This is a genomic window from Nonomuraea sp. NPDC049784 (assembly GCF_040659615.1).
In the GTDB taxonomy this organism is placed as follows: Bacteria; Actinomycetota; Actinomycetes; order Streptosporangiales; family Streptosporangiaceae; genus Nonomuraea.
Window position 1 is genome coordinate 1 of sequence record NZ_JBFAMX010000156.1, and the last position, 19972, is coordinate 19972.

Here is a 19972-nt window from a genome sequence, read left to right on the forward strand (position 1 = left end):
GTATCAGCAGCACCGGCCGGGCGCCGGTCAGCGCGTTCAGGCGGGCCACGGTGTCGGCAGCAGCCGGGCGGATGCTGTCGGCCAGGGCCAGCATGGCGGCGGGCCGGCCGTCCACCAGCATCACCACGGCGGTGTGCCCGCCTTCCTCGAGGCCGGCGGCCAGCTGCCGGGCCGCGTCGGCGGCCTCGTCGGTACGGCCATCCAGCAGGTGTGCGGGGCTGCCGATGTCGACCTGCTGCCTGGCGACGCGGGCCCGTACTCCACGTCCCGGCACCGCTGCGAACTGGGTGGCCGTGGGCAGGGTCAGGCCCTGCTCGCGGGCCGCGGCGACGACGGCGCGGCCCAGCGGATGCTCCGAGCCTTCCTCCGCGGCGGCGGCCACCGCCAGGAGCCGGTTGATGTCGTCTTGCCCGGTCGCGGCGCGGGGGCTGGGGTCAGGCAGGGGGTGGATCTGCGCGAGATGTGGGCGGCCCTCGGTCAGTGTGCCGGTCTTGTCGAAAGCCACCTGTGTGACATCGGCCAGCTGTTCCATCACCACCGCGGACTTGACCAGCACGCCGTGGCGTCCGGCGGTGGCGATGGCGGCCAGCAGCGGTGGCATGGTGGCCAGCACCACCGCGCAGGGCGAGGCGACGATCATGAAAGTCATGGCCCTCAGCAGGCTGTCTTGCACCGGTGTCCCCCACAGCAGGGGCAATGTGAACAAGGCAATGGTGGCGGCGACCATGACGATCGAGTAGCGCTGCTCGACCTTCTCGATGAACAGCTGGCTTCGTGCCTTGGTGGCGCTGGCCTGTTCCACCATGGCCACGATCCGCGCGATCACGCTCTGCCCGGCCGGCCGTGATACCCGGACACGCAGCACGCCCGTACCGTTCAGGGTGCCGGCGAACACATCGTCACCGGCCTGTTTGTCCACGGACAGGCTCTCGCCGGTGATGGAGGCCTGGTCGACGTCGCTGGCCCCGGCCAGCACCTGGCCGTCGGCGCCGATCCGCTCTCCTGGCCGGACCACGATGACGTCGCCGACCCGCAACTCGGCGGCCGGGACCACGTCCTCCAGCCCGGACTCGTCCACGCGGCTCGCCTGCTCGGGAGCCAGGTCCAGCAGCCCGCGCACCGAGTCCTCGGTGCGTTTGGTCGCCACCGCTTCCAGCGCGCCGGAGGTGGCGAAGATGACGATCAGCAGCGCGCCGTCGAAGACCTGCCCGATCGCGGCCGCGCCGATCGCCGCGGCGACCATGAGCAGATCGACGTCCAGCGTCCGCTCGCGCAGCGCCTTCAGTCCGGCCAGGCCGGGTTCCCAGCCTCCGGCGGCGTAGCAGGCCAGGTACAGGACCCACCACAGCCAGGGCGGCGTCCCGGCCAGCTGGGCCAGGCCGCCGGCTGCGAACAGCGCGGTGGCCGCGGCCGCCCAGCGCACCTCCATCAGGGACCCGGCCCCGCTGTGCCACCACCTTGCGGCGCGGGACATCGTTGCCGGGGGTGGGGCCACGGGGGAGCGCCTCAGTTCGGTTGTCACCGAAGCATCGTACATGCGCACTCACGCAGATATGCAAGTAGTGAGGTTCGAGGATATGCTGACTGTATGCACACCTCTTTGCCTGACTTCGACATGCCGAACGAGGAACAGGTGCATCTGGCCGCCGAGTCGTTCCGGCTGCTGTCCGACCCCACCCGCATCAAGATCTTGTGGGCATTGCTGCAGGGTGAGTCGTCGGTGGCCTGCCTGGCCGAGCTCGCCGACGCCGCCCCCACCGCCGTCAGCCAGCATCTGGCCAAGCTCCGCCTGGCCGGGCTGGTCAAGGGCCGCCGTGAGGGCACCTTCGTTTACTACACCGCCGCCGACGAGCACGTGCGCCGCCTCCTCACCCAGGGCCTTTACCACGCCGACCACATCGACCGCGGCGACCAGGCCCTCGCACCTACCTCCTGACCCGGACTCCGCGCTCGCGCCTCAACGCGGTGCGATCATCGCGACGGCGCCCACCAGGGCACCGCCATGCCGCTGGTGTGGTCGACCAGCATCGCGTCCAGCGCCCCCGGTATGGACATGACCTCAGCCAGGCAGGTGTCGATTCCGAGCACGTGGCCTCCTCGCCGTCAGTGGAACGGAGACAGCGTAGGGGTAATAAATGGCGCTGAAGTGGTCCATAGCGCTTGTGTTGCATTTTTATAGTGCTAAGGCGTAGGAAAACCACTCCAATACCTATAGCTATGCCATTTATGAATAATTTTCGCGACTCTGGACGGATCTGGTGGAGGCGGTCGGCGATTTACGTGGTGCTCGCGGGCACCTGGACGACTTGCACCTGTCGGTGAGCCAGTGGAACACGTCGATGGGCCGGCTGCACGGGGTAATGAGATCTTCTGACGCCGTGGCCTAGAACTCGCTGAGCTCGAAGACGCCGATGTCGTCGGCCGACGTGCCCTGGCTCGGGGAAGACTGGTTGAGCGACGCCTCCACGGCGACCCACCCGTGGAAGCCGCCCGCATTGTCGATGATCTGCAGCATGGGCTTGACGTGCGAGTTGCCGGTGTAGCAGGTCTCGCCGCGCGCGTCGGCCAGTTCGCGCCGCCAGTGCCAGATGGTGTCTCTGCGGTCGGTCGAGGTGGCGTTGGCCGTGGACAGGTAGTAGTCGGTGGCGGTCGTGGCGCCGCCCAGGCATCGACCGCTCGAGCACTGGCGCCACCCGGTCATCCAGAACGGACTGCCCGCGCCCTCGTCAAGGTACGGCGTGCCCGCGTCGGTCTTCCACAGGTGGTAGTCGTGCTTGAGCCGGGTGTGGTCGAAGGCGGCGATCTCCGCCATCGACGCGCGCTCGCTCCACGTGGCGTTGCTGCCGTAGCCGTATCCGTGCGTCGCGCCGAACGAACTGCCCCGGTAGGTCAGCTTGGCCAGTTGCCCGGCGATCGGCTCGCTGACCGTCCACTCCTCCCATCCGTTGCCGGTCCAGGTGATGCGCAGCACCGAACCGGTCACCGTGTAGGTCCCACTGAGGTGCTCGGGAAAGCTGGTGGCGGGGAAGCCGTTGGCCGTCTGCACCTGGCAGGCACGCACGCCGCACCCGGCGCCGGTGACGCCGGTGTAGCTGCGGGTCACGCGCAGGCGCTGCGACCAGTGGAAGTGGGAGTCGTAGGCCTTGCCGTCGGCGGTGAGGGAGTAGGTCGCGAGGCGCACCCAGTTCTCGCGCGAGGTGGTCTTCAAACCGCCGATCGCGACCACAAATCTGTACATGCCGGCCGGCGCCGCTGCGGCCGCGGCGGCCGGCACGGCCGGCGACGCGACAAGTGCCGCCATGGAAGCGAGGAGAACACGTAGGAATATGGTCAACGGGACCTCCAGAGACGCGCGTGTCACCGATCATGGTGACCACCTTTGGCCTCCAGGGGAACGGGAGACGGAGGAAATTAACGGACTTGACCGCCACGCGTAAGGCAGTGCCGCGCCGGTTCGGGAACAGACGATGTCAGCTGAGCCACCCGGCGAGACGCCTGAAGCGTGCGGCAACCACGTTGTTGTTGGAGCTGTCGGGCGCAGGGTCGGCATCGCGGGATCGCACCCAGCTCGCCATCCATGTCGCCAAGTCCAAGTGATCGGCCTGGCCCGCGCTCGACCGGCTTGATTCTGCTCTCGGCGTGATCATTCCAATTGCGCAGCCAGGCCGGGCGGGCAACGCTGCGGCGGGCTTGCACGGTCATTTCCCCTCCTCTCCGCGATCGATGGCCTCACCATGTCCATGCCGCAAATCGGTGGGCAAGGGATTTGACGTGTCCTTGGCGCGTAAATAATGCGTTAGCGGCCGTATCGGGTGCGTAGAAATGGCGTAGAAAATGTCGTTCCCGGAGGACGGGGCCGGTTTCATATGAATGGCTCCCGCTGAAAGGAACGGTCGATGCGCAGGCGTCCTCTGGAAGTGCTGCTTCCGGCCGGTTTCGGGTTCGCGGTCGGCGCCTGCGCCGTGGCTTCGCTGACCTTCTCCGAGACCACGGCTCGTGTCGCCTTGGTGGGCGTGGCCGTCGGCGTGTTCGGGGCCTGGGCGAGGCGCTACCTCGCCGCACTGGCGACAGGCGTGATGGCCTGGTGCTTCGCCACGGGCTTCCTCGCGCACACCGAAGGAGAACTGGCCTTCGGGCACGACGACCTCGTCAGGCTGGCCGCGTTCACCGTCGTGGCGCTGGTGGGGTGCGCCTGGGGGTGCGTGCGCCGCATGCGTCGGCCCTACCGTCTGATGCGGGCGGATCTCCGCCGCGCTCCCGTCCTCCTCGGAAGGTTACATGGGGCACCCGTGCAGGAAAGAGGGAAGAAGCCCTGGGCCGCTTGAGGCTTGGAGGTACTCGCGCAGGCGCCAAGCCCTGATGCCGCGGCGAGGCAAACGGCCTGGAAGCGCCCGGGATGACAACCCCAGGTCTGACTCAAGCTCCGAGAAATCAGACCGTGGTCCGACGCGCCACACCCGCCCCTTCAAGCATCGTGATCGGCATGCTGAAGTCAATCGCGATGGCATTGGTCCTGATGAGCGCCGGGGGCGGGATACGCGCCCAGCACACGGCGGACGCTCTCGACTGGAGTCTGTGCCCCAACGACAAGGTCGGCATGCAGTGCGCCGACCTCCAGGTTCCCGTCGACTGGCAGGACCCCGGCGGCCGTAGGATCACGCTCAAGCTGGGCCGTCTCGCCTCCACCGGCACCTCGGAGGGCGTCGCCCTGATCGCCTATGGCGGCCCCGGCGGGCCCGGCATCGCGCTCACCGAATCGCTGTCCGGCTGGTGGACGGACCTGCGCAAGCGCATGGACATCGTCACCTGGGACACCCGCGGATACGGTGCGCAGTTCCGCGGCCTCAGCACCGGCCTGCCCTGCCTGTGGACCCGCATCCCGATCCCCGAGTTCCCGCGGAACGACGCCGACTTCGGCCGGCTGTCCGACACCAACCGCGGTCAAGCGGAGGTCTGTCGCCAGGCTGATCCCGCGCTCTTCGCCAACATGAGCTCCGCCGACCACGCACGCGACATGGAAGCCATCAGGAAGGCCCTCGGCGGCGCCAAGCTCAACTACTACGGCGCCTCCTACGCAGGCTTCTACGGCCAGGCCTACGCCCGGCTCTTCCCGGATCAGGTGCGCACGATGGTCCTCGACGGCACCTGGAACCACAGCGCGGCCGACTGGAACAGCGAGCTGGAGGAGATGGCCAAGAGCAACGAGCAGTTCCTGACCCGCTTCTTCGATTGGTGCGCCACCAACGGCTGCAAGGACCTCCCCGGCATCTGGCGAGCTCTCGTAGCCAGAGCCGATCGCACTCCCGTCCCCGCTGCGAAGAACGTCGCCTATACGGGCCGTGACCTGCAAACCTTCGCCATCGCGTCGGCCAAACAGGGCAAGACGGCCTGGCCGGCCCTGGCCGAGGCCATCCGCAAGGCCCACGACGGCGACGCCTCCGCCTTCGTCCCCGCCAGTGGCGCCCGCTACCCCGACCAGGCCACCGGCGTGACGGAGTGCACCGACTGGCCTCGCGCCGCCGATCGGAAGGAGCTCAACGTGACGATCAACCGTCTCCGGAAGATCGCTCCTGACGCGGGCCCGGCCAGCACCATAGCGACCGGCATTCTGCAATGCATCGGCTGGCCGGCACCTGTCACCAACCCGCCCGCCCCGCTCCCCAAGACACTTCCGCCTCTGCTCGGCGCAGGCGCCTGGGGCGAATCGGACGCCGTCGCCAGAGCGATCGGCCAGGTCGCGGGCAGCGTCACGATCGCCCATGACGGCCCCGGCCACACCCTCTACGGCGTGAACACCTGCGCTCGCGACCACATCAACCGCTACTTCACCGACAAGGTCCTCCCACCCAAGAACACAACCTGCTGATCCTCGGCATCACCCCCTGCCCCAGCCCTGAAGTCCACACCTTCTGGTCGCGCTCCGGCTCCTCGCGGCGAACCGTCATGCCGCGTACCGCCCAGCACCGCCGGCCGCCCTGCCCGGCACCGGCTGGGCGAACTGGTGGCGTACGCGGGTGCCAGGCCCCCACCCATTACCAACTGCCCTCGCGGGGGCATGGCTTCGGTTCCGTGCTGCGGGCCTCATGGGACTCGCGCCGCCGCACATCCACCTGCATGTGTCGCCGTGCCCAGGTCGCTCCCCTAGGAACCGGCGTCAGGGGCGGATTCGGTGGACGAGGACACGATGTGGGCGAGGGTGATTTCGCTCAGCAGGGCGTGCTCGTGCTCACGCATCGCCGTCCAGATCCCGGTGAGCGGGCTGGCCAGGCCGGTGAAGTGCTCGATCTGCTCCTCGAGACCCTCGGTCACCTGGATGATGTCGGCAAGGGAGATCTTCTCCGGCGGCCGGGCCAGCGAGTAGCCGCCGTCCGATCCTCGCTGGCTCCGGACGAGCCCGGCCAGGCGCAGCTGGGCCAGGATGTTGTCGCAGAACCGGCGGGGGATGTCCTGGCTGGAGGCGATCTCCCCTGCCGGCATGGGGCCCGGTGGCGCCGCTGCGAGGGCGACGGCGGCGCGCAGGGCGTAGTGAGTGCGTGCGGAAATTCTCATACGGCGGGGGTCGTGCTCAGGGCGAGAGAAGGGGCGGCCGGGGCGGGCCACACGTGGACAAGCTGGCCGGAGGCCAGTCCCAGGCGTTCGGCGGTGCCTCTGGCGACCTGGGCCCAGGCTTCCTGGCCGTCGATGAGCAGCTCCACCCGGACCTCGAAGCCGAGCCGGACGACCCGGGTGACCGTGGCGGGGGCGCTGCCGTTCTCCGGGGCGGTGCCGATCTCGATGTCGTGCGGGCGGACCAGGCGGCCGCCCAGTTCGGTGACAGGGCCGAGGAAGCGCATCACGAACGGGTCGGCGGGGTTGTCGTAGACCTCGGCGGGGCTGCCGACCTGTTTCACCTGGCCCTCGGCCAGCACGACGATGGTGTCGGCGACCTCGATCGCCTCCTCCTGGTCGTGGGTGACGAATACGGTGGTGACGTGGACCTCGTCGTGCAGGCGGCGTAGCCAGGTCCGCAGCTCCTTGCGTACCTGGGCGTCGAGAGCGCCGAACGGCTCGTCCAGCAGCAGCACCTGGGGCTCGACCGCCAGCGCCCTGGCCAGGGCCATGCGCTGGCGCTGGCCGCCGGACAGCTGGGCCGGGTACCGGTCGGCGAAGCTTTCCAGGTGGACCAGCTCCAGCAGCTCCATCACGCGCTTGCGGATCTCGTCCTTGGGGCGTTTACGGATCTCCAGGCCGAAGGCCACGTTCTTGAACACGCTCATGTGCTTGAACGCGGCGTAGTGCTGGAAGACGAACCCGACGTTGCGCCGCTGGGGGGACAGGTGGGTGGCATCCACCCCGGAGATCACCACGCTGCCGGTGTCGGGGGTCTCCAGGCCGGCGATGACGCGTAGCAGGGTCGACTTGCCGCCGCCGCTCGGGCCGAGCAGCGCGGTCAGAGAGCCGGAGGCCACGTCGATGGAGACGTTCGTCAGCACCGGTGTTCCCCCGAACGCCTTGTTGACGCCGCTTACTTGAATGGCCATGAGGTTCAGCCCTTCGGGCGCAGGATCTTGGTGAGCAGGAGGGTGACCACCGCCACGAGCGCGAGCGCGGTGGCGGCGGAGAAGGCGGCGGCCTCGTCGAAGTTCTGGAAGCGTTCTTCCACGAAGAGGGTCAGTGTCTGGGTCTGCTCGACCAGGCGGCCGGAGACGACGGCGACCGCGCCGTACTCGCCCAGCGCCCGGGCCAGGCACAATACGACGCCGTAGGCGAGCGCCCAGCGGATCCCGGGGATGGTGATGCGGCGGAAGGTCTGCCACGCGCCGGCGCCCAGCGTGCGGGCGGCCTGCTCCTGCTCGTCGCCGAGTTCCTCCAGTACGGGGATCACCTCCCGGATGACCAGGGGCAGGGAGATGAAGACGGCCGCCATCACCATGCCGGGGATGGAGAAGATGACCTGGACACCGATGCCCTCCAGCCACCCGCCCACGGGGGCGAAGCGGCCGTAGACCAGGATCAACGCCAGGCCCACCACGACGGGGGAGACGGCCATGGGCAGGTCGATGAGGGCGTTGAGCAGGCGCTTGCCGGGGAAGTCGTGCCGTACCAGCAGGATCGCCGCGCCGACGCCGAAGACGGTGTTGGCCAGAACGGCCCAGAACGCCACGATCAGGGTGACGCGGAAGGCCGACTGGGCCTGCGGGGTGGTGAGCGCGTCCAGGACCGGGCCGAGGCCGTTCTGGAAGGTGCGCCAGCCGATGATCGCGACCGGCAGCACGAGCAGGAACGTCAGGTAGGCCAGGGCCAGCGCGCGAAGTCCGCATTTAGCCACGGCGGCTGCCCCATCTCTGCAGCAGGTCCAGGGCGACCAGTGTGGCCAGGGCGACCACGAGCAGGACCGTGGAGACCGAGGCCGCGCCGATCGGGTTGTCGGTTTCGATCTGTCCGAAGATTTGCACCGAGGCCACCTGGGTCTTGAACGGGAGGTTTCCCGAGATCAGCACCACGGAGCCGATCTCGGCCATCGACCTGGAGAACGCCAGCGCGGTGCCCGACAACATCGCCGGGACCAGGTTGGGCAGGATGATGCGGCGGAAGATCTGCGCCGAGCTCGCGCCGAGCGAGGCGGCGGCCTGCTCCATGTCGGTGTCGAGCTCCAGCAGGACCGGCTGGACCGTGCGCACCACGAACGGCAGGGTGACGAACAGCAGCGCCAGCACCACACCGGCCCGGCTGTAGGCCAGGTCGATGCCGAGCGGACTGTTCGGGCCGTACAGCGCCAGCAGCACCAGCCCGGCGACGATGGTGGGCAGGGCGAACGGCAGGTCGATGAGCGTGTCGACGACGGCCTTGCCGGGGAAGCGGTCCCGGACCAGGACCCAGGCGATGACCGTGCCCATGACCAGGTTGATCGCGGCGACGACCGCCGAGGCGCCGATGGTCAGCGTCAGCGCCGCCCAGGCGTCCGGCGTGGTGATCGCGTCCCAGAAGTAGCCGACCCCGCGCTCCTGCGAGCGCAGCACCACGGCGGCGAGCGGGATCAGCACGATCAGGCTCAGGTACAGGACGGCCGCGCCCAGCCCGAGCGCGGTGCCCCTCTTCCAGGGCAGGGTGATCCCTGCCCTGGAGACGACTGTCTGCGTGGACACCGGGTGACTACTTCTCGATCGAGACCCCGAGCTCGCGCTCGACGTCGGCCATGATGCTGCCCTTGGGGTCGAAGAACTCGGTCGTGACCTTTGACCAGCCGCCCAGGTCGGCGATGGTGAACAGCGCGGGCGGAGCCGGGAAGTTCGCTCCCTGGATGCCCTTGACCACCGGCCGGTACCCGTTGTCGGCGAAGATCTTCTGCGCCTGTGAGGTGTAGAGGAACTTCAGGAAAGCCTTGGCCTCGTTCGGATGGGCCGAGTTCTTGGTCACCGCGACCGGGTTCTCGATCAGGATCGTGGAGTCGGGAACCGTGTAGTCCAGCGGCTGGTTGTTCTGCTGCGCGAAGATCGCCTCGTTCTCATAGGCGATGATGGCGTCGCCCTTGCCGCTGGAGAATGTCTGCAGCGACTTGCGGGCGCTGTCGTCCTGCACCGGTACGTTCTTGAACAGCGCGTTGAGGTAGTCCACGCCGGCCTGCTTGTCGGCTCCCTTGTTCGACTTGGCGCCGTACCCGGCCATGACGTTCCAACGGGCGCCGCCCGAGGTGAACGGGTTGGGCGTGATGACCTCGACGCCAGACTTGGTCAGGTCGTCCCAGGTCTTGAGGCTCTTCGGGTTGCCCTTGCGAGTGGCGATGACCACGACCGAGTCGGTGACCATGCCCTTGGTCTCGCCTGTGCTCCAGTCCTCGGCGACCAGGCCCTTCTTGACCAGGCGGGTCATGTCCGGCTCGAGGGAGAACGCGACGATGTCGGCCTTCAGGCCGGCCTCCACGGCCCGGCTCTGGTCGCCGGAGGCCCCGAAGGACTTGGTGAAGGTGACGTTCTTGCCCTCCGGCGTGGCCTGAAAGGCCTGAATGATCTTCTCGTACGCCGCCTGTGGCGTGGAATACGCCACCAGCGACAGCTGCACCTTGCCGTCAGATCCGCTGCCTGCCCCGCCCCCGCAGGCGGCGGTCAGAGTAGCGACCGACGCCAAGGCCGCAGCCGCTGCCAGACTCCGAAGCCCGTTCACCGGATCTCCCTATTCCCTACTTAAAAAGTCGATATAATGGAGTTAAGGGCAAACGGGGGGCTTCGGCAAGACCTGGCCGGGGATTCGTTACCGATCCGTGTCGCTGCTGAGCGGCGCACCTGATTTGTAACCGTAGTTACTTGTTTGGTGGCCGACCTCAGCCGGACCGGGCCGCGGCACGGGCGCCGCGCGTGACGAGCCAGGCGGCCAGTTCGCCGGCGCCGGAGCGGCGGGCGGCATCCAGCGCCGTCAGCCCGTCATAGCCGACCCAGTTGATGTCGGCGCCACGCAGCAGGAAGAACTCGGCGGCCTGCTGCCCACAACCCGAGCGTCACTTCATCCGCATCCGGTAGCGGCTCGGCGGCGAACGCGGCAGTGATGCCGGTTCGCTACCCGCCAGCCGTTCAGGGCGGACGGGCGGTCCTGGCGCTACGGTAGATCGTCATGAGACTGGCCCACGTCATGATCGCGACATCCACCGTAGTCGTCCTCACGAGCTGTGGCGATGTGGCGGGCGGAGCAGCGACAACCGAGCGGCCCGCCCCGAACGCCGCCCAAACACCTTCTCTGTCGGCCGGGGCCGCGGATGTGCCCGCCCCTGACGCCCCCATCGCCACGGATCCCGTCGCGTTGGCCGACGATCTGAAGAAGACGACCACCGCGCTGAACGAGGCGATCGACGGCTGGACGGCCAAGGGATCGCAGGCCTCATCGCCGCAGGACGTGGTGCTGCAAGCCCTTCATCAGCAGCGCATCTACCGCACACTGGCCCGTAATACGCCGCTGGCCCGGCAGACCATCGGGCGGTTGCCCAAAGCGCTGGCAGCGGAGGCCCGCGACAACGTCACGGCTGTCGGGAAGCTGCTGTCGATGGCTCGTCCGATCGGCGCGGCACAGCGCAAGCGGATGCGACTGGCCGAGCCGGTGCCTGCCGAGCAGTTGCGCGGCTACATGCTGCGCGCCGAGAAGCGGTTCGGCGTCGAGTGGGAGGTGCTCGCGGCGATCATGCTCGTGGAGACGAAGTTCGGGCGGGTCAGGTCGGCGAGCTCCAGCGGCGCGCAGGGACCGATGCAGTTCATGCCGGGCACGTGGCAGCAGTACGGGCTAGGCGGTGATGTTCACAACGCACGCGACGCGGTGCTTGGTGCGGCCAACTACCTCAAGGCGTCGGGGGCGCCTCGCGACTACCGGCGTGCTGTGTTCGCCTACAACCATGACAACCGGTACGTAGATGCCGTTCTGGCGCACGCTCGCCAGATCAAGCGCGATGCCCGGAGCTTCTACGCGTACTACAACTGGCAGGTATTCGTCCTGTCCACGAAGGGCGACGTCCGCCTCACCGGTCCCCGCTGACCGTCGCCCGGTCCCCAGCAGGGTGGGAAGCGCAGCCGTTCCGATGAGTTCCTGTCTTGGCGCCGATATGTACCGGTGAGCGACGGTGTCGGGCCGGTGATGCCGTTCGCGGCTGACGACAACCGGCCGGGCGGAGTCTCACCGTGACAGGACCGAACCTGTCCCCGAAAACGACGGGCCGACGGGCTGGTGGAGGCCCGGCGCGATCTCAACGCGGGCTGGACGAGCTGGCCGAGCTGACGTGGCGGCACCGAGAGGTGGACGAGCTGACCGACACGCTCGTACGGGTGATGCACCGCAAGGTGCTGCACAGCGACGACACCCTGCTCCTGGCCATGCGCTGGATCCCCTGACCCCGCCGCCTCAGGCGGTGCCGTGGCCGCTCGCGCAGGTCCCAGTGCGCGCTCGGGGCAGGCGCGTTCTCACTAAACCTAATGATCCTAGGAAATAAGCTACTCTCTCTAGTTAGCTGGATGCGTCGTACTTACGCCGCGCGCAAGGAAAGGAAGATCATGACTATGCTGTCCGTACCCGGTGCCAGCCTCTATTACGAGGTCAGCGGCAGCGGGCCGGTGCTCCTCATGCTGCCGGGCGGCGGCGGTGACGCGGCCGTCTTCGACGTGGTGGCCGGCCCGCTCGCCGAGCACTTCACCCTCGTCACCCTCGACCCACGCGGGTACTCGCGCAGCCGCCTTGACAGCCCGGTCCCCGTGGATCAGCGGGTCGACGTGCAGAGCGACGACGCCTGCCGGCTGCTCGACGTGGTTAGCCCCGACCGGCCCGCCTACGTCTTCGGTGGCAGCAGCGGCGCCATCGTCGGTCTTGACCTGCTCGCCCGCCATCCTTCCCGGGTACGTCGACTGGTCGCCCATGAGCCGCCGTGCTTCGCCCTGTTGCCCGACGCCTCCGCGCAACTGGCCTTCGTCGAGGAGGTGTACCAGCTCTTTCGCACGCAAGGGCTCGTGGCTGCGTCCGCTCGGTTCGTGGAGGGCATAGGCGGCACCATGAAAGCCATGCCGGACCCTGCCTCGTTGCCTCCTCGCGCCGCTGAGATGATGACCCGGCTGATGCGCAACGCTCCGATCATGATGGAGCACGAGTTGCGGCAATTCACCTCCTACGTGCCCGACCTGGCCGCTCTTGGCCAGGTCTCCGACCGGGTGGTCCTCGCGGCCGGGCGTGAGACCAAGGGGCATCTGCCGTACCGGCCCGCCGCCGTGCTGGCAGAGCGGCTCGGGACCGAGCTGGTCGAGTTCCCGGGCGCGCACAGCGGTTTCACCGACGCTCCTGAGGACTTCGCCAAGCAACTGATCGAAGTGCTGAGCGCTCCGTGACCGGCACGCCCGTGCGCGAAGGCCCTGCGGTGTCTTCAACGTGAAGACACCGCAGGGACGGAAGAACGTCAGTGGGAATGATTAGCGTGGGGCGGGTTAGTCCCAGGCATGGGGCCGAGGTTCGGTCCCGACGCCATGTCTCAGCGTTCGACCGGAGGGGGCGATCGTGGGGTCTTTCGCGGGCGGTGGGCTGCCCCCGGATGACGTCGTCGTCACGGCCCTGCGCGCCGGAGATGAGGCGATGTTCGCGGCGCTGCTCGACACCTGGTCCGGGGGCATGTTGCGGGTGGCCAGGTCTTACGTGTCCACCGACCACTCGGCGGAGGAGGTCGTCCAGGACACGTGGCTGGCGGTGATCGGTGGGATCGACGCCTTCGAGAGCCGCTCGTCGGTCAAGACGTGGGTCTACCGCATCCTGGTCAACACCGCGAAGACGCGGGGCGCCCGTGAGAGCCGCACGCTGCCGTGGAGCTCCTTCGAGCAGGACGGGGTGGCGGACAAGGGCCTCGACGCGGTGCTGCCGGATGGTTGGAAGGAGCTCCCCGCGACCTGGCCGACGCCCGAGAGCGAGGCGCTCGCCTCGGAGGTGCGCGGGCTGATCGCCGAGGGGCTGTCCAGGCTGCCTCCCCGGCAGCGGACCGTGATCACCTTGCGCGACGTTGAGGGGTGCACTTCGGAGGAGGTGTGCGAGATCCTGGAGATCTCCGCGGCCAACCAGCGGGTGCTGCTGCATCGCGCCCGCACGGCCGTGCGTGACTGGCTGGCCGACTACTTCGAGTCCGTGAAGCAGCCAGAATAGCTCGCAGGCTCCTTCTGGCCGATGTGGCGGCACAATTAGTGAAGCGGTTCATATCCAGAGAAAAGGGCGGTCGACGTCGTGAAGCGGTTCACCTGCGACGAACTGGCGGGACTCATCACCGCCTACCTTGAAGACGCCCTCGACCGGCCGGCACGCGACGGCGTGCAGGCGCATCTGGCCTGCTGCGAAGGGTGTGAGCGCTACTTCGAGCAGTTCCAGGCGACCATCGGTGTCCTCGGTGACCCGCCTCCGGAGGAGCTGCCCACCGATGTGCGCGCGCGGCTCATGTCTGCCTTCCGCGAGCGGCGGCGGTTATGACCGGAGGCCGGTGAGCCCGGCCGGTCGATTGCCCAAAAATTACCTGTAACGCTGGCGAGTCTCGCGGGTCTGTAGACCTGTGCGCCACGCGAAGGGTAGACGATGATCGGCCTGACGTCCGAGGGCACGCCGCTGCGGGACGCCTCCGACGTGGCGGACTTCGCGCGCCGCTGCTTCGAGCCGGGCCTGGATGCCGCGGACCGGGTGGGCGTCGAGCTGGAGTTCCTGGTCTTCGACCGTGCGGCCGAGGCCGCGTACGTCCCGCTGGCCAGGGTCGAGCGCGTCATCCCCGCGCTGCCGGGCGGCAGCCGGGTGACGTTCGAGCCGGGTGGCCAGCTCGAACTGTCCGGCCCGGCGGCCTCGCTGCCGGACGCGCTCGCCTGCCTGGCCGCCGATGTGGCCGCCGTGCGCGCCGCCCTGCACGAGGAGGGGCTGGTCCTGGCCGGAGTGGGCCTCGACCCGGTGCGACCGCCCCGCCGCCAGCTGCGCCTGCCCCGGTACGAGGCCATGGCCGAGTTCCTCGGCGAGCCGTACGGGGCGCTGATGATGTGCTCGACCGCGTCCGTCCAGGTCAACCTGGACCTGGGGGAGCGGCCTGCGGCGCGCTGGGAGCGGGCGCACGCGCTCGGCCCCGTGCTGATGGCGGCCTTCGCCAACTCGCCGCTGAGCGGCGGCCGCCCGTGCGGCTGGATGTCGGGCCGCCAGGCCGTGTGGGGTCGCCTCGACCGCACCCGCACCTCACCCGTGGCCGCCTCGGGCGACCCCGCCGCCGACTGGGCCGAATACCTGCTGGACGCGCGCCTCATGCTGGTACGCGACGGCGAGGAGCATTGCCGCCCGGTGCGCGACGGCTCGACGTTCCGCGACTGGCTGGACGGCGGCGGTGAGCGCCGGCCCACCACCGACGACCTGGCCTACCACGCCACGACGCTCTTCCCTCCTGTGCGGCCCCGAGGCTGGCTGGAGATCCGCTACCTCGACGCCCAGCACCCGGCGGACTGGCCGGTGTGCGCGGCCGTGACCCACGCCCTCGTCACCGACGACCGGGCCGCCGACGCCGCGCTCGCGGCCGTGGAGCCGTACCGGAAGTGGTGGGAGGTGGCGGCGCGGTGCGGGCTGGCCGACCCGCGCCTGAGCCGGGCCGCCGAGGTGTGCTTCCGTGCCGCTCTGGAGGCGCTGCCCCGCCTCGGCGCGGGCCCCGGCCTGGTCGGCGAGGTGGCGGCGTTCGCCGACAGGCACGTGACACCGGGCCGCTCGCCGGCGGCCGACCTGATGGATGCGGGGCCGGGACGGCGCATCCCGGCCTGGCTCAACGGGGAAGGACAGTAATGAACGACTTCAAGGAACGCATCGCGGCCGAGCTTCTCGCCGTCCGCGACCGGTCGCTCGCCTATACGGCGGCGGACGACGACCTGCTGGTGCGCCAGCACTCGCCGCTGATGTCGCCGCTGGTCTGGGACCTCGCTCACGTGGGCAACTACGAGGAGCTCTGGGTGCTGCGCGAGGCCGGCGGCATCGACCCGCTCCGCCCCGAGATCGACGACATCTACGACGCGTTCAAACACCCGCGTAAAGACCGCCCCACCCTGCCCCTCCTGGGCCCGGCCGAGGCCCGCCGCTACATCGAGGGTGTGCGCGGGCGTGTGCTCGACGTCCTCGACGCGATCGACCTCGACGGCCCCACGCCGCTGCACCGCGACGGCTTCGTGTTCGGCCTGGTGATCCAGCACGAGCACCAGCACGACGAGACCATGCTGGCCACCCTGCAGCTGTCCGGGCAGCCCGGCCTGGTGCGCGACGGCGAGCTCCCGGCAGGACGGAGCGGCGGCCCCGAGGAGGTGTACGTGCCCGCCGGCCCCTTCTTCATGGGCACCGACACGCTGCCCTGGGCCTACGACAACGAGCGCCCCGCCCACCAGGTCGAACTCGCCGCCTACTGGATCGACCGGCTCCCCGTCGGCAACCGCGCCTACGTCGCGTTCATCGAGGACGGCGGCTACGAAGACCCGCGCTGGTGGACCGCGGAGGGCTGGCAGTGGCGGCAGCGCAGAGGTGTCTTCGCTCCTCTGTTCTGGGTCAGGGACGGCCACGCCTGGTGGCGCACCCGCTTCGGCCGGACCGAGCCCCTCCCGATGGACGAACCGGTCCAGCATGTGAGCTGGTACGAAGCCGACGCCTACGCCCGCTGGGCGGGCAAGCGGCTGCCCACCGAGGCCGAGTGGGAGAAGGCCTGCGGCTGGGACCCGGAGGCCCGGCGGGCCCGCCGATACCCGTGGGGCGAGGAGGACCCGGGCCCCGACCGGACGAACCTCGGCCACCGCGCCGCCCACCCGGCGCCGCTGGGCGCCTATCCGGGCGGGGCCAGCGCGTACGGGGCCGAGCAGATGGTGGGAGACGTCTGGGAGTGGACGGACTCCTGGTTCCAGCCCTATCCCGGATTCCGCAGCTTCCCGTACAAGGAGTACAGCGAGGTGTTCTTCGGCCAGGACTACCGGGTGCTGCGCGGCGGCTCCTGGGCGGCCGACCCGGCGGCGGTGCGCACCACGTTCAGGAACTGGGATTATCCGATCCGCAGGCAGATCTTCACCGGGTTCCGGTGCGCACGTTCGGAGCTGGTCTGAGGTGTGCAGGCACGCCGCCTGGCTGGGCGCCGCCCGCCCGCTCACCTGGCTCATCGACGAGCCCGAGCACGGGCTGCTCAAACAGTCGTACGCGCCCCGCCGCCAGCGCCAGGGCCTGATCAACGCCGACGGCTACGGCATGGGCTGGTACGACTCCGTCCGGGCCGAGCCCGTGCGGTACCGCCGTACCGGGCCCATCTGGGCCGACGCCAACCTTCCCGGGCTCGCGCAGGTCGCCCGCTCGACCTGCCTGCTCGCGGCCGTGCGCTCGGCCACCACGGGCATGCCGATCGAGGAGAGCGCCACTGCGCCGTTCACCGACGGAGGCTGGCTGCTCAGCCACAACGGGCGCGTCAGCAGGGACGCGCTGCGTGACCTCGCCGACGACCTGGCCGATCGCGCGGAGAGCACGTGCGACGCCGCCTGGGTCGCGGCCGCCGTGTTCTTGCGCAGGCGCACCGGGCTGGGCCTGGGCGCGGCGCTGGCCGAGGTCGTCGTCCACGCCGGGGAGAAGGACCCCGGCGCCCGCCTCAACCTGCTCGCCTGCGACGGCGCGTCCGTCGCCGCCACCGTCTGGGGCGACACGCTCTTCTACCGCCAACACGACGACGGCGTGCTCGTGGCCAGCGAGCCGCTCGACGACCTGCCGGGCTGGCAGGCCGTTCCCGAGCGCAGCCTGTTCACCGCCACACGCGACCGCGTGAGCTTGCAGCCGTTGTGATCTAAGGAGGCCTCATGGCCGTCAGTCAGTCCATCGTGCATGTGATCAACCATCTTGACCACGACTACCTGCGGCAGGCGCTCGAACGCGACGTCAGGGCCGGCCTGACTGCGTCGCCCAAGTGGTTGCCGCCCAAGTGGTTCTACGACGTCGCGGGCAGCGACCTGTTCACCCGCATCACACGGTTGCCCGAGTACTACCCGACCCGGCGCGAGCTGGCGATCCTGCGGGCGCGGGCCGCGGATCTGGCGGCGGCCTCCGGCGCGGACACGCTGGTCGAGCTGGGGTCGGGCACCAGCGAGAAGACCGAGCTGCTGCTGGAGGCGCTCGCCGCGGCGGGCACGTTGCGCACGTACACGCCGGTGGATGTGGACTCCGTGACCCTCGAGGCGGCGGCGCGGCGGCTGGCCGGGCGCTTCGCCGGACTGGAGGTGCGGGCGGTGTGCGCCGACTTCGAGCGACATCTGGGGTTGCTGCCGCGTACCGGGCGGCGGATGGTGGCCTTCCTCGGCGGCACGATAGGGAACCTCGAACCCGCCGCCCGCAGGGTGTTCATGAAGGAGTTGCGGGCCACGCTCCGGCGCGGGGACACGTTCCTGCTGGGGGCCGACCTGGTGAAGGACACCGGGCGGCTGGTGGCCGCCTACGACGACGCGGCCGGGGTGACGGCCGCCTTCAACCGGAACGTGCTGCGGGTGATCAACCGCGAGCTGCGGGCGGACTTCGAGCCGGAGGCGTTCGAGCACGTCGCGCTGTACGACGAGCGGCACGACTGGATCGAGATGCGGCTGCGGGCCGGCCGGGACATGCGGGTTCGCATCGAGAGCCTCGGGATGGTCGTGGACTTCGCCGAGGGGGAGGAGATGCGTACCGAGATCAGCGCCAAGTTCCGGCCGGAGGGGCTGCGGCAGGAGCTGGTGACGGCGGGCTTCCAGGTCCGCCGCGGCTACACCGACCCGGCAGGTGACTTCACCCTGGTCCTGGCCCAGGCGTGATCGCCGGGGCGTGGCGGGGTGCGCGCAGCGTGGTGCCGCCAGGGCATCTCGACGCGGCCGGTTGCAACGTGCCCAGCGACCAGGTGTTCGACGCGGTCGTGGCGCACCTGCGGCTGGAACGGGAGCGCGGCGGCTACGCGGCCGTACCGGACCTCACCCCGGCGAAGTCGGCCCTGGCCGCGCTCGTCGGGGCCGATCCGGGGGATGTGGCGTTCCTGGAAAGCGGCACGGCGGCGATGGCGGCTCTCCTGGGCGGATGGCGGCTCGAGCCGGGCAGCCGCGTCGGCTACACCCGCGCCGAGTACGGCAGCACGCTGATGCTGCTGCACCGCCTGGCCGCCCAGCGCGGCTGGAAGCCGGTCGAGCTGCCGGTGGACGGCGACGGCCGCCTGGACCCGTCCGAACTGGGGGCGGGGCTCGACCTGGTGATCGTCTCGCACATCGCCTCACATCACGGCGTCGTGCAGCCAGTAGGGGAGATCGGGGCGCGGTGCCGCGCGGCCGGCGTCCCGCTCGTGCTCGACGTCTGCCAGTCGCTCGGGCACGTGGAGGTACGCGGGGCAGGCGCGACCGCTTACGTGGGCACCTCCCGCAAGTGGCTCGCCGGCCCGCGCGGCGTCGGTTTCCTGATCGTGCCCGGCCTCACACCGGCCATGGACGCCGCGGTCCCGACCCTCCGCGGCCACCTCTGGACGTCACGGGCCGATGATCCGGTGCCGGTGTCCGGCGCGGTGCGGTACGAGAGTTCGGAGGCGGCGGTCGCGGCACAGGTCGGGCTCGGTGTGGCCGTGCTCGAGCATCACGCGCTCGGCCCGCCCGCGGTCCACGCGCACCTGGCCGACCTCGGTCGCACGGCGCGTGGCGTGCTCGACGGGGCCGGCGGATGGCGCGTGGCCGAGCCGCTCGACGAGCCGTCCGCCCTCGTCACGCTCAGACCCCCGCCCGGCGACACGGCGGAGAGCGCCGCCGCCCGGGCCGCCGAGGCGTCCCTGCTGGTCAGCGTCGTGCCGACCACCCGGGCGCCACTGGACCTGAGCCAACCCGTCCTCCGGGTCTCCCCGCCACCCGGCACGCCCCTGGAGACCCTGCACGCCCTGGCCCGCGTCCTCGCCCGCTGACCGGCCGGGGGCGCGCCGCGTCTCCGCCGTCTGGCTCTAGGGCGCCGACGTCTTCTCGAGGGGCGCTCGGGGCAGCACGAGCGCCAGACCGGCCACCATCGGCGCGAGGACCAGCGCCATGAGTGTCATGAAGAAGGCCCAGTAGTACGGCCCGCTCTGCGTGGTGTGGTCGTAGAGCCGGGGGCCGATCATCAGGTAGACGGACCAGATCAGCAAGGGCCCCGCCACGCCCGCGAGCACTCCCGACCCGAGGCTCCCGCCCCGCCGGGTCGCCCGCCAAGTCGCCACGGCGACGAGCACGGCGGGAGCGACCAGGACCAACAGCGGCTCGAGCAGGTCCAGCCGACCGTGGGCCACGTCGAGGACGTCGAACATCACGATGAAGGAGACCAGCCCGAGCCTGGTCTCCGCGTGCCGGAGCGCGGCCGCGCCCGCGGCGGCGCCGATGCCGCCACCGGCCAGGCCCGCCAGAAGGGCGACGATCGTCTGGCGGTCGGCGCCGAGCGCCTGAACGTACTGCAACGGCCCGGCCGTCACCGCACAGCCGAGCCAGGCGGCGAGCGGCAGCGCGAG

At 70.0% G+C, this 19972-nt stretch carries 21 protein-coding genes; 13 read left to right on the top strand and 8 right to left on the bottom strand.

Annotation, left to right across the window (positions count from 1 at the left end; genetic code table 11):
• Positions 1-1522: heavy metal translocating P-type ATPase (locus tag AB0J09_RS28205; protein WP_360697364.1), on the bottom strand; the 1522-nt coding region annotated here is incomplete at its 3' end.
• A 66-nt stretch (positions 1523-1588) separates the two neighbouring features.
• On the opposite strand from AB0J09_RS28205, the gene AB0J09_RS28210 reads away from it, so the two are divergent.
• Positions 1589-1936 (top strand): metalloregulator ArsR/SmtB family transcription factor, encoded by a 348-nt coding sequence (locus tag AB0J09_RS28210; protein WP_360697367.1) that lies wholly within the window; start codon positions 1589-1591, stop codon positions 1934-1936.
• A gap of 447 nt (positions 1937-2383) precedes the next feature.
• Here AB0J09_RS28210 and AB0J09_RS28215 read toward each other — a convergent pair whose 3' ends face one another.
• Positions 2384-3301 (bottom strand): hypothetical protein, encoded by a 918-nt coding sequence (locus tag AB0J09_RS28215; protein WP_360697370.1) that lies wholly within the window; start codon positions 3299-3301, stop codon positions 2384-2386.
• 595 nt (positions 3302-3896) lie between these two features.
• Here AB0J09_RS28215 and AB0J09_RS28220 point away from each other — a divergent pair.
• Both AB0J09_RS28220 and AB0J09_RS28225 read left to right on the top strand, forming a co-directional pair.
• On the top strand, positions 3897-4325 hold the full coding sequence (locus tag AB0J09_RS28220) for a hypothetical protein (RefSeq protein WP_360697373.1): 429 nt from the start codon (positions 3897-3899) through the stop codon (positions 4323-4325).
• Positions 4326-4483: 158 nt separating this feature from the next.
• Complete coding sequence (locus tag AB0J09_RS28225; RefSeq protein WP_360697376.1) at positions 4484-5866, top strand: alpha/beta fold hydrolase; 1383 nt, start codon at positions 4484-4486, stop codon at positions 5864-5866.
• A 275-nt stretch (positions 5867-6141) separates the two neighbouring features.
• Here the strand turns inward: AB0J09_RS28225 and AB0J09_RS28230 are convergent, their stop codons facing one another.
• Genes AB0J09_RS28230 through AB0J09_RS28250 form a run of 5 tightly spaced genes read right to left on the bottom strand, consistent with a single transcriptional unit; the run spans position 6142 to position 10140 of the window.
• Positions 6142-6549 carry an Rrf2 family transcriptional regulator gene (locus tag AB0J09_RS28230; RefSeq protein ID WP_360697379.1) on the bottom strand — a complete coding sequence of 136 codons (408 nt, stop codon included), beginning with the start codon at positions 6547-6549 and terminating at the stop codon, positions 6142-6144.
• Positions 6546-7520 carry a sulfate ABC transporter ATP-binding protein gene (locus AB0J09_RS28235; RefSeq protein ID WP_360697382.1) on the bottom strand — a complete coding sequence of 325 codons (975 nt, stop codon included), beginning with the start codon at positions 7518-7520 and terminating at the stop codon, positions 6546-6548. Before AB0J09_RS28235 ends, AB0J09_RS28230 begins: the two co-directional genes overlap by 4 nt.
• A gap of 5 nt (positions 7521-7525) precedes the next feature.
• Positions 7526-8308: a sulfate ABC transporter permease subunit gene (locus AB0J09_RS28240; protein ID WP_360697385.1), complete on the bottom strand. Its 783-nt coding sequence runs from the start codon at positions 8306-8308 to the stop codon at positions 7526-7528.
• On the bottom strand, positions 8301-9125 hold the full coding sequence (gene cysT / locus AB0J09_RS28245) for a sulfate ABC transporter permease subunit CysT (protein WP_360697388.1): 825 nt from the start codon (positions 9123-9125) through the stop codon (positions 8301-8303). The genes AB0J09_RS28240 and cysT overlap by 8 nt, the downstream gene beginning before the upstream one ends.
• A 7-nt stretch (positions 9126-9132) precedes the next feature.
• The gene (locus AB0J09_RS28250; protein ID WP_360697391.1) at positions 9133-10140 is read right to left on the bottom strand and encodes a sulfate ABC transporter substrate-binding protein; all 1008 of its coding nucleotides are present in this window, start codon (positions 10138-10140) and stop codon (positions 9133-9135) included.
• Between the two features lie 444 nt (positions 10141-10584).
• On the opposite strand from AB0J09_RS28250, the gene AB0J09_RS28255 reads away from it, so the two are divergent.
• The 10 genes from AB0J09_RS28255 (at position 10585) to egtE (ending at position 19399) form a co-directional block, all read left to right on the top strand.
• Entirely contained in the window at positions 10585-11493 is a 909-nt protein-coding gene (locus AB0J09_RS28255) for a lytic transglycosylase domain-containing protein (protein WP_360697394.1), read from the top strand.
• A gap of 143 nt (positions 11494-11636) precedes the next feature.
• Complete coding sequence (locus tag AB0J09_RS28260; RefSeq protein WP_360697397.1) at positions 11637-11846, top strand: hypothetical protein; 210 nt, start codon at positions 11637-11639, stop codon at positions 11844-11846.
• 159 nt (positions 11847-12005) lie between these two features.
• Complete coding sequence (locus tag AB0J09_RS28265) at positions 12006-12827, top strand: alpha/beta hydrolase (RefSeq protein WP_360697400.1); 822 nt, start codon at positions 12006-12008, stop codon at positions 12825-12827.
• Positions 12828-12993: 166 nt separating this feature from the next.
• Positions 12994-13626, top strand: a complete 633-nt coding sequence (locus AB0J09_RS28270; protein ID WP_360697403.1) for a sigma-70 family RNA polymerase sigma factor — start codon at positions 12994-12996, stop codon at positions 13624-13626.
• Positions 13627-13704: 78 nt separating this feature from the next.
• Positions 13705-13944 carry a zf-HC2 domain-containing protein gene (locus AB0J09_RS28275; RefSeq protein WP_360697406.1) on the top strand — a complete coding sequence of 80 codons (240 nt, stop codon included), beginning with the start codon at positions 13705-13707 and terminating at the stop codon, positions 13942-13944.
• 102 nt (positions 13945-14046) lie between these two features.
• Entirely contained in the window at positions 14047-15273 is a 1227-nt protein-coding gene (gene egtA, locus AB0J09_RS28280; RefSeq protein ID WP_360697409.1) for an ergothioneine biosynthesis glutamate--cysteine ligase EgtA, read from the top strand.
• Positions 15273-16565 carry an ergothioneine biosynthesis protein EgtB gene (gene egtB / locus AB0J09_RS28285; protein ID WP_360697411.1) on the top strand — a complete coding sequence of 431 codons (1293 nt, stop codon included), beginning with the start codon at positions 15273-15275 and terminating at the stop codon, positions 16563-16565. Before egtA ends, egtB begins: the two co-directional genes overlap by 1 nt.
• Before the next feature lies 1 nt (position 16566).
• Positions 16567-17286, top strand: coding sequence for an ergothioneine biosynthesis protein EgtC (gene egtC / locus AB0J09_RS28290; protein ID WP_360697414.1), 720 nt, complete (start codon positions 16567-16569; stop codon positions 17284-17286).
• A gap of 14 nt (positions 17287-17300) precedes the next feature.
• Positions 17301-18281 carry an L-histidine N(alpha)-methyltransferase gene (gene egtD / locus AB0J09_RS28295; RefSeq protein ID WP_360697417.1) on the top strand — a complete coding sequence of 327 codons (981 nt, stop codon included), beginning with the start codon at positions 17301-17303 and terminating at the stop codon, positions 18279-18281.
• The gene (egtE, locus tag AB0J09_RS28300) at positions 18278-19399 is read left to right on the top strand and encodes an ergothioneine biosynthesis PLP-dependent enzyme EgtE (protein ID WP_360697420.1); all 1122 of its coding nucleotides are present in this window, start codon (positions 18278-18280) and stop codon (positions 19397-19399) included. The genes egtD and egtE overlap by 4 nt, the downstream gene beginning before the upstream one ends.
• Positions 19400-19435: 36 nt before the next feature.
• Here the strand turns inward: egtE and AB0J09_RS28305 are convergent.
• Positions 19436-19972 (bottom strand): hypothetical protein (locus tag AB0J09_RS28305; RefSeq protein ID WP_360697423.1); only part of this gene is annotated, 537 nt, incomplete at its 5' end.

Coding starts and splice junctions, on each gene's coding strand:
- AB0J09_RS28210 (WP_360697367.1), top strand. CDS start 1,589: ATGCACACCTCTTTGCCTGACTTCGACATGCCGAACGAGGAACAGGTG.
- AB0J09_RS28215 (WP_360697370.1), bottom strand. CDS start 3,301: ATGGCGGCACTTGTCGCGTCGCCGGCCGTGCCGGCCGCCGCGGCCGCA.
- AB0J09_RS28220 (WP_360697373.1), top strand. CDS start 3,897: ATGCGCAGGCGTCCTCTGGAAGTGCTGCTTCCGGCCGGTTTCGGGTTC.
- AB0J09_RS28225 (WP_360697376.1), top strand. CDS start 4,484: ATGCTGAAGTCAATCGCGATGGCATTGGTCCTGATGAGCGCCGGGGGC.
- AB0J09_RS28230 (WP_360697379.1), bottom strand. CDS start 6,549: ATGAGAATTTCCGCACGCACTCACTACGCCCTGCGCGCCGCCGTCGCC.
- AB0J09_RS28235 (WP_360697382.1), bottom strand. CDS start 7,520: ATGGCCATTCAAGTAAGCGGCGTCAACAAGGCGTTCGGGGGAACACCG.
- AB0J09_RS28255 (WP_360697394.1), top strand. CDS start 10,585: ATGAGACTGGCCCACGTCATGATCGCGACATCCACCGTAGTCGTCCTC.
- AB0J09_RS28265 (WP_360697400.1), top strand. CDS start 12,006: ATGACTATGCTGTCCGTACCCGGTGCCAGCCTCTATTACGAGGTCAGC.
- egtA (WP_360697409.1), top strand. CDS start 14,047: ATGATCGGCCTGACGTCCGAGGGCACGCCGCTGCGGGACGCCTCCGAC.
- egtB (WP_360697411.1), top strand. CDS start 15,273: ATGAACGACTTCAAGGAACGCATCGCGGCCGAGCTTCTCGCCGTCCGC.
- egtD (WP_360697417.1), top strand. CDS start 17,301: ATGGCCGTCAGTCAGTCCATCGTGCATGTGATCAACCATCTTGACCAC.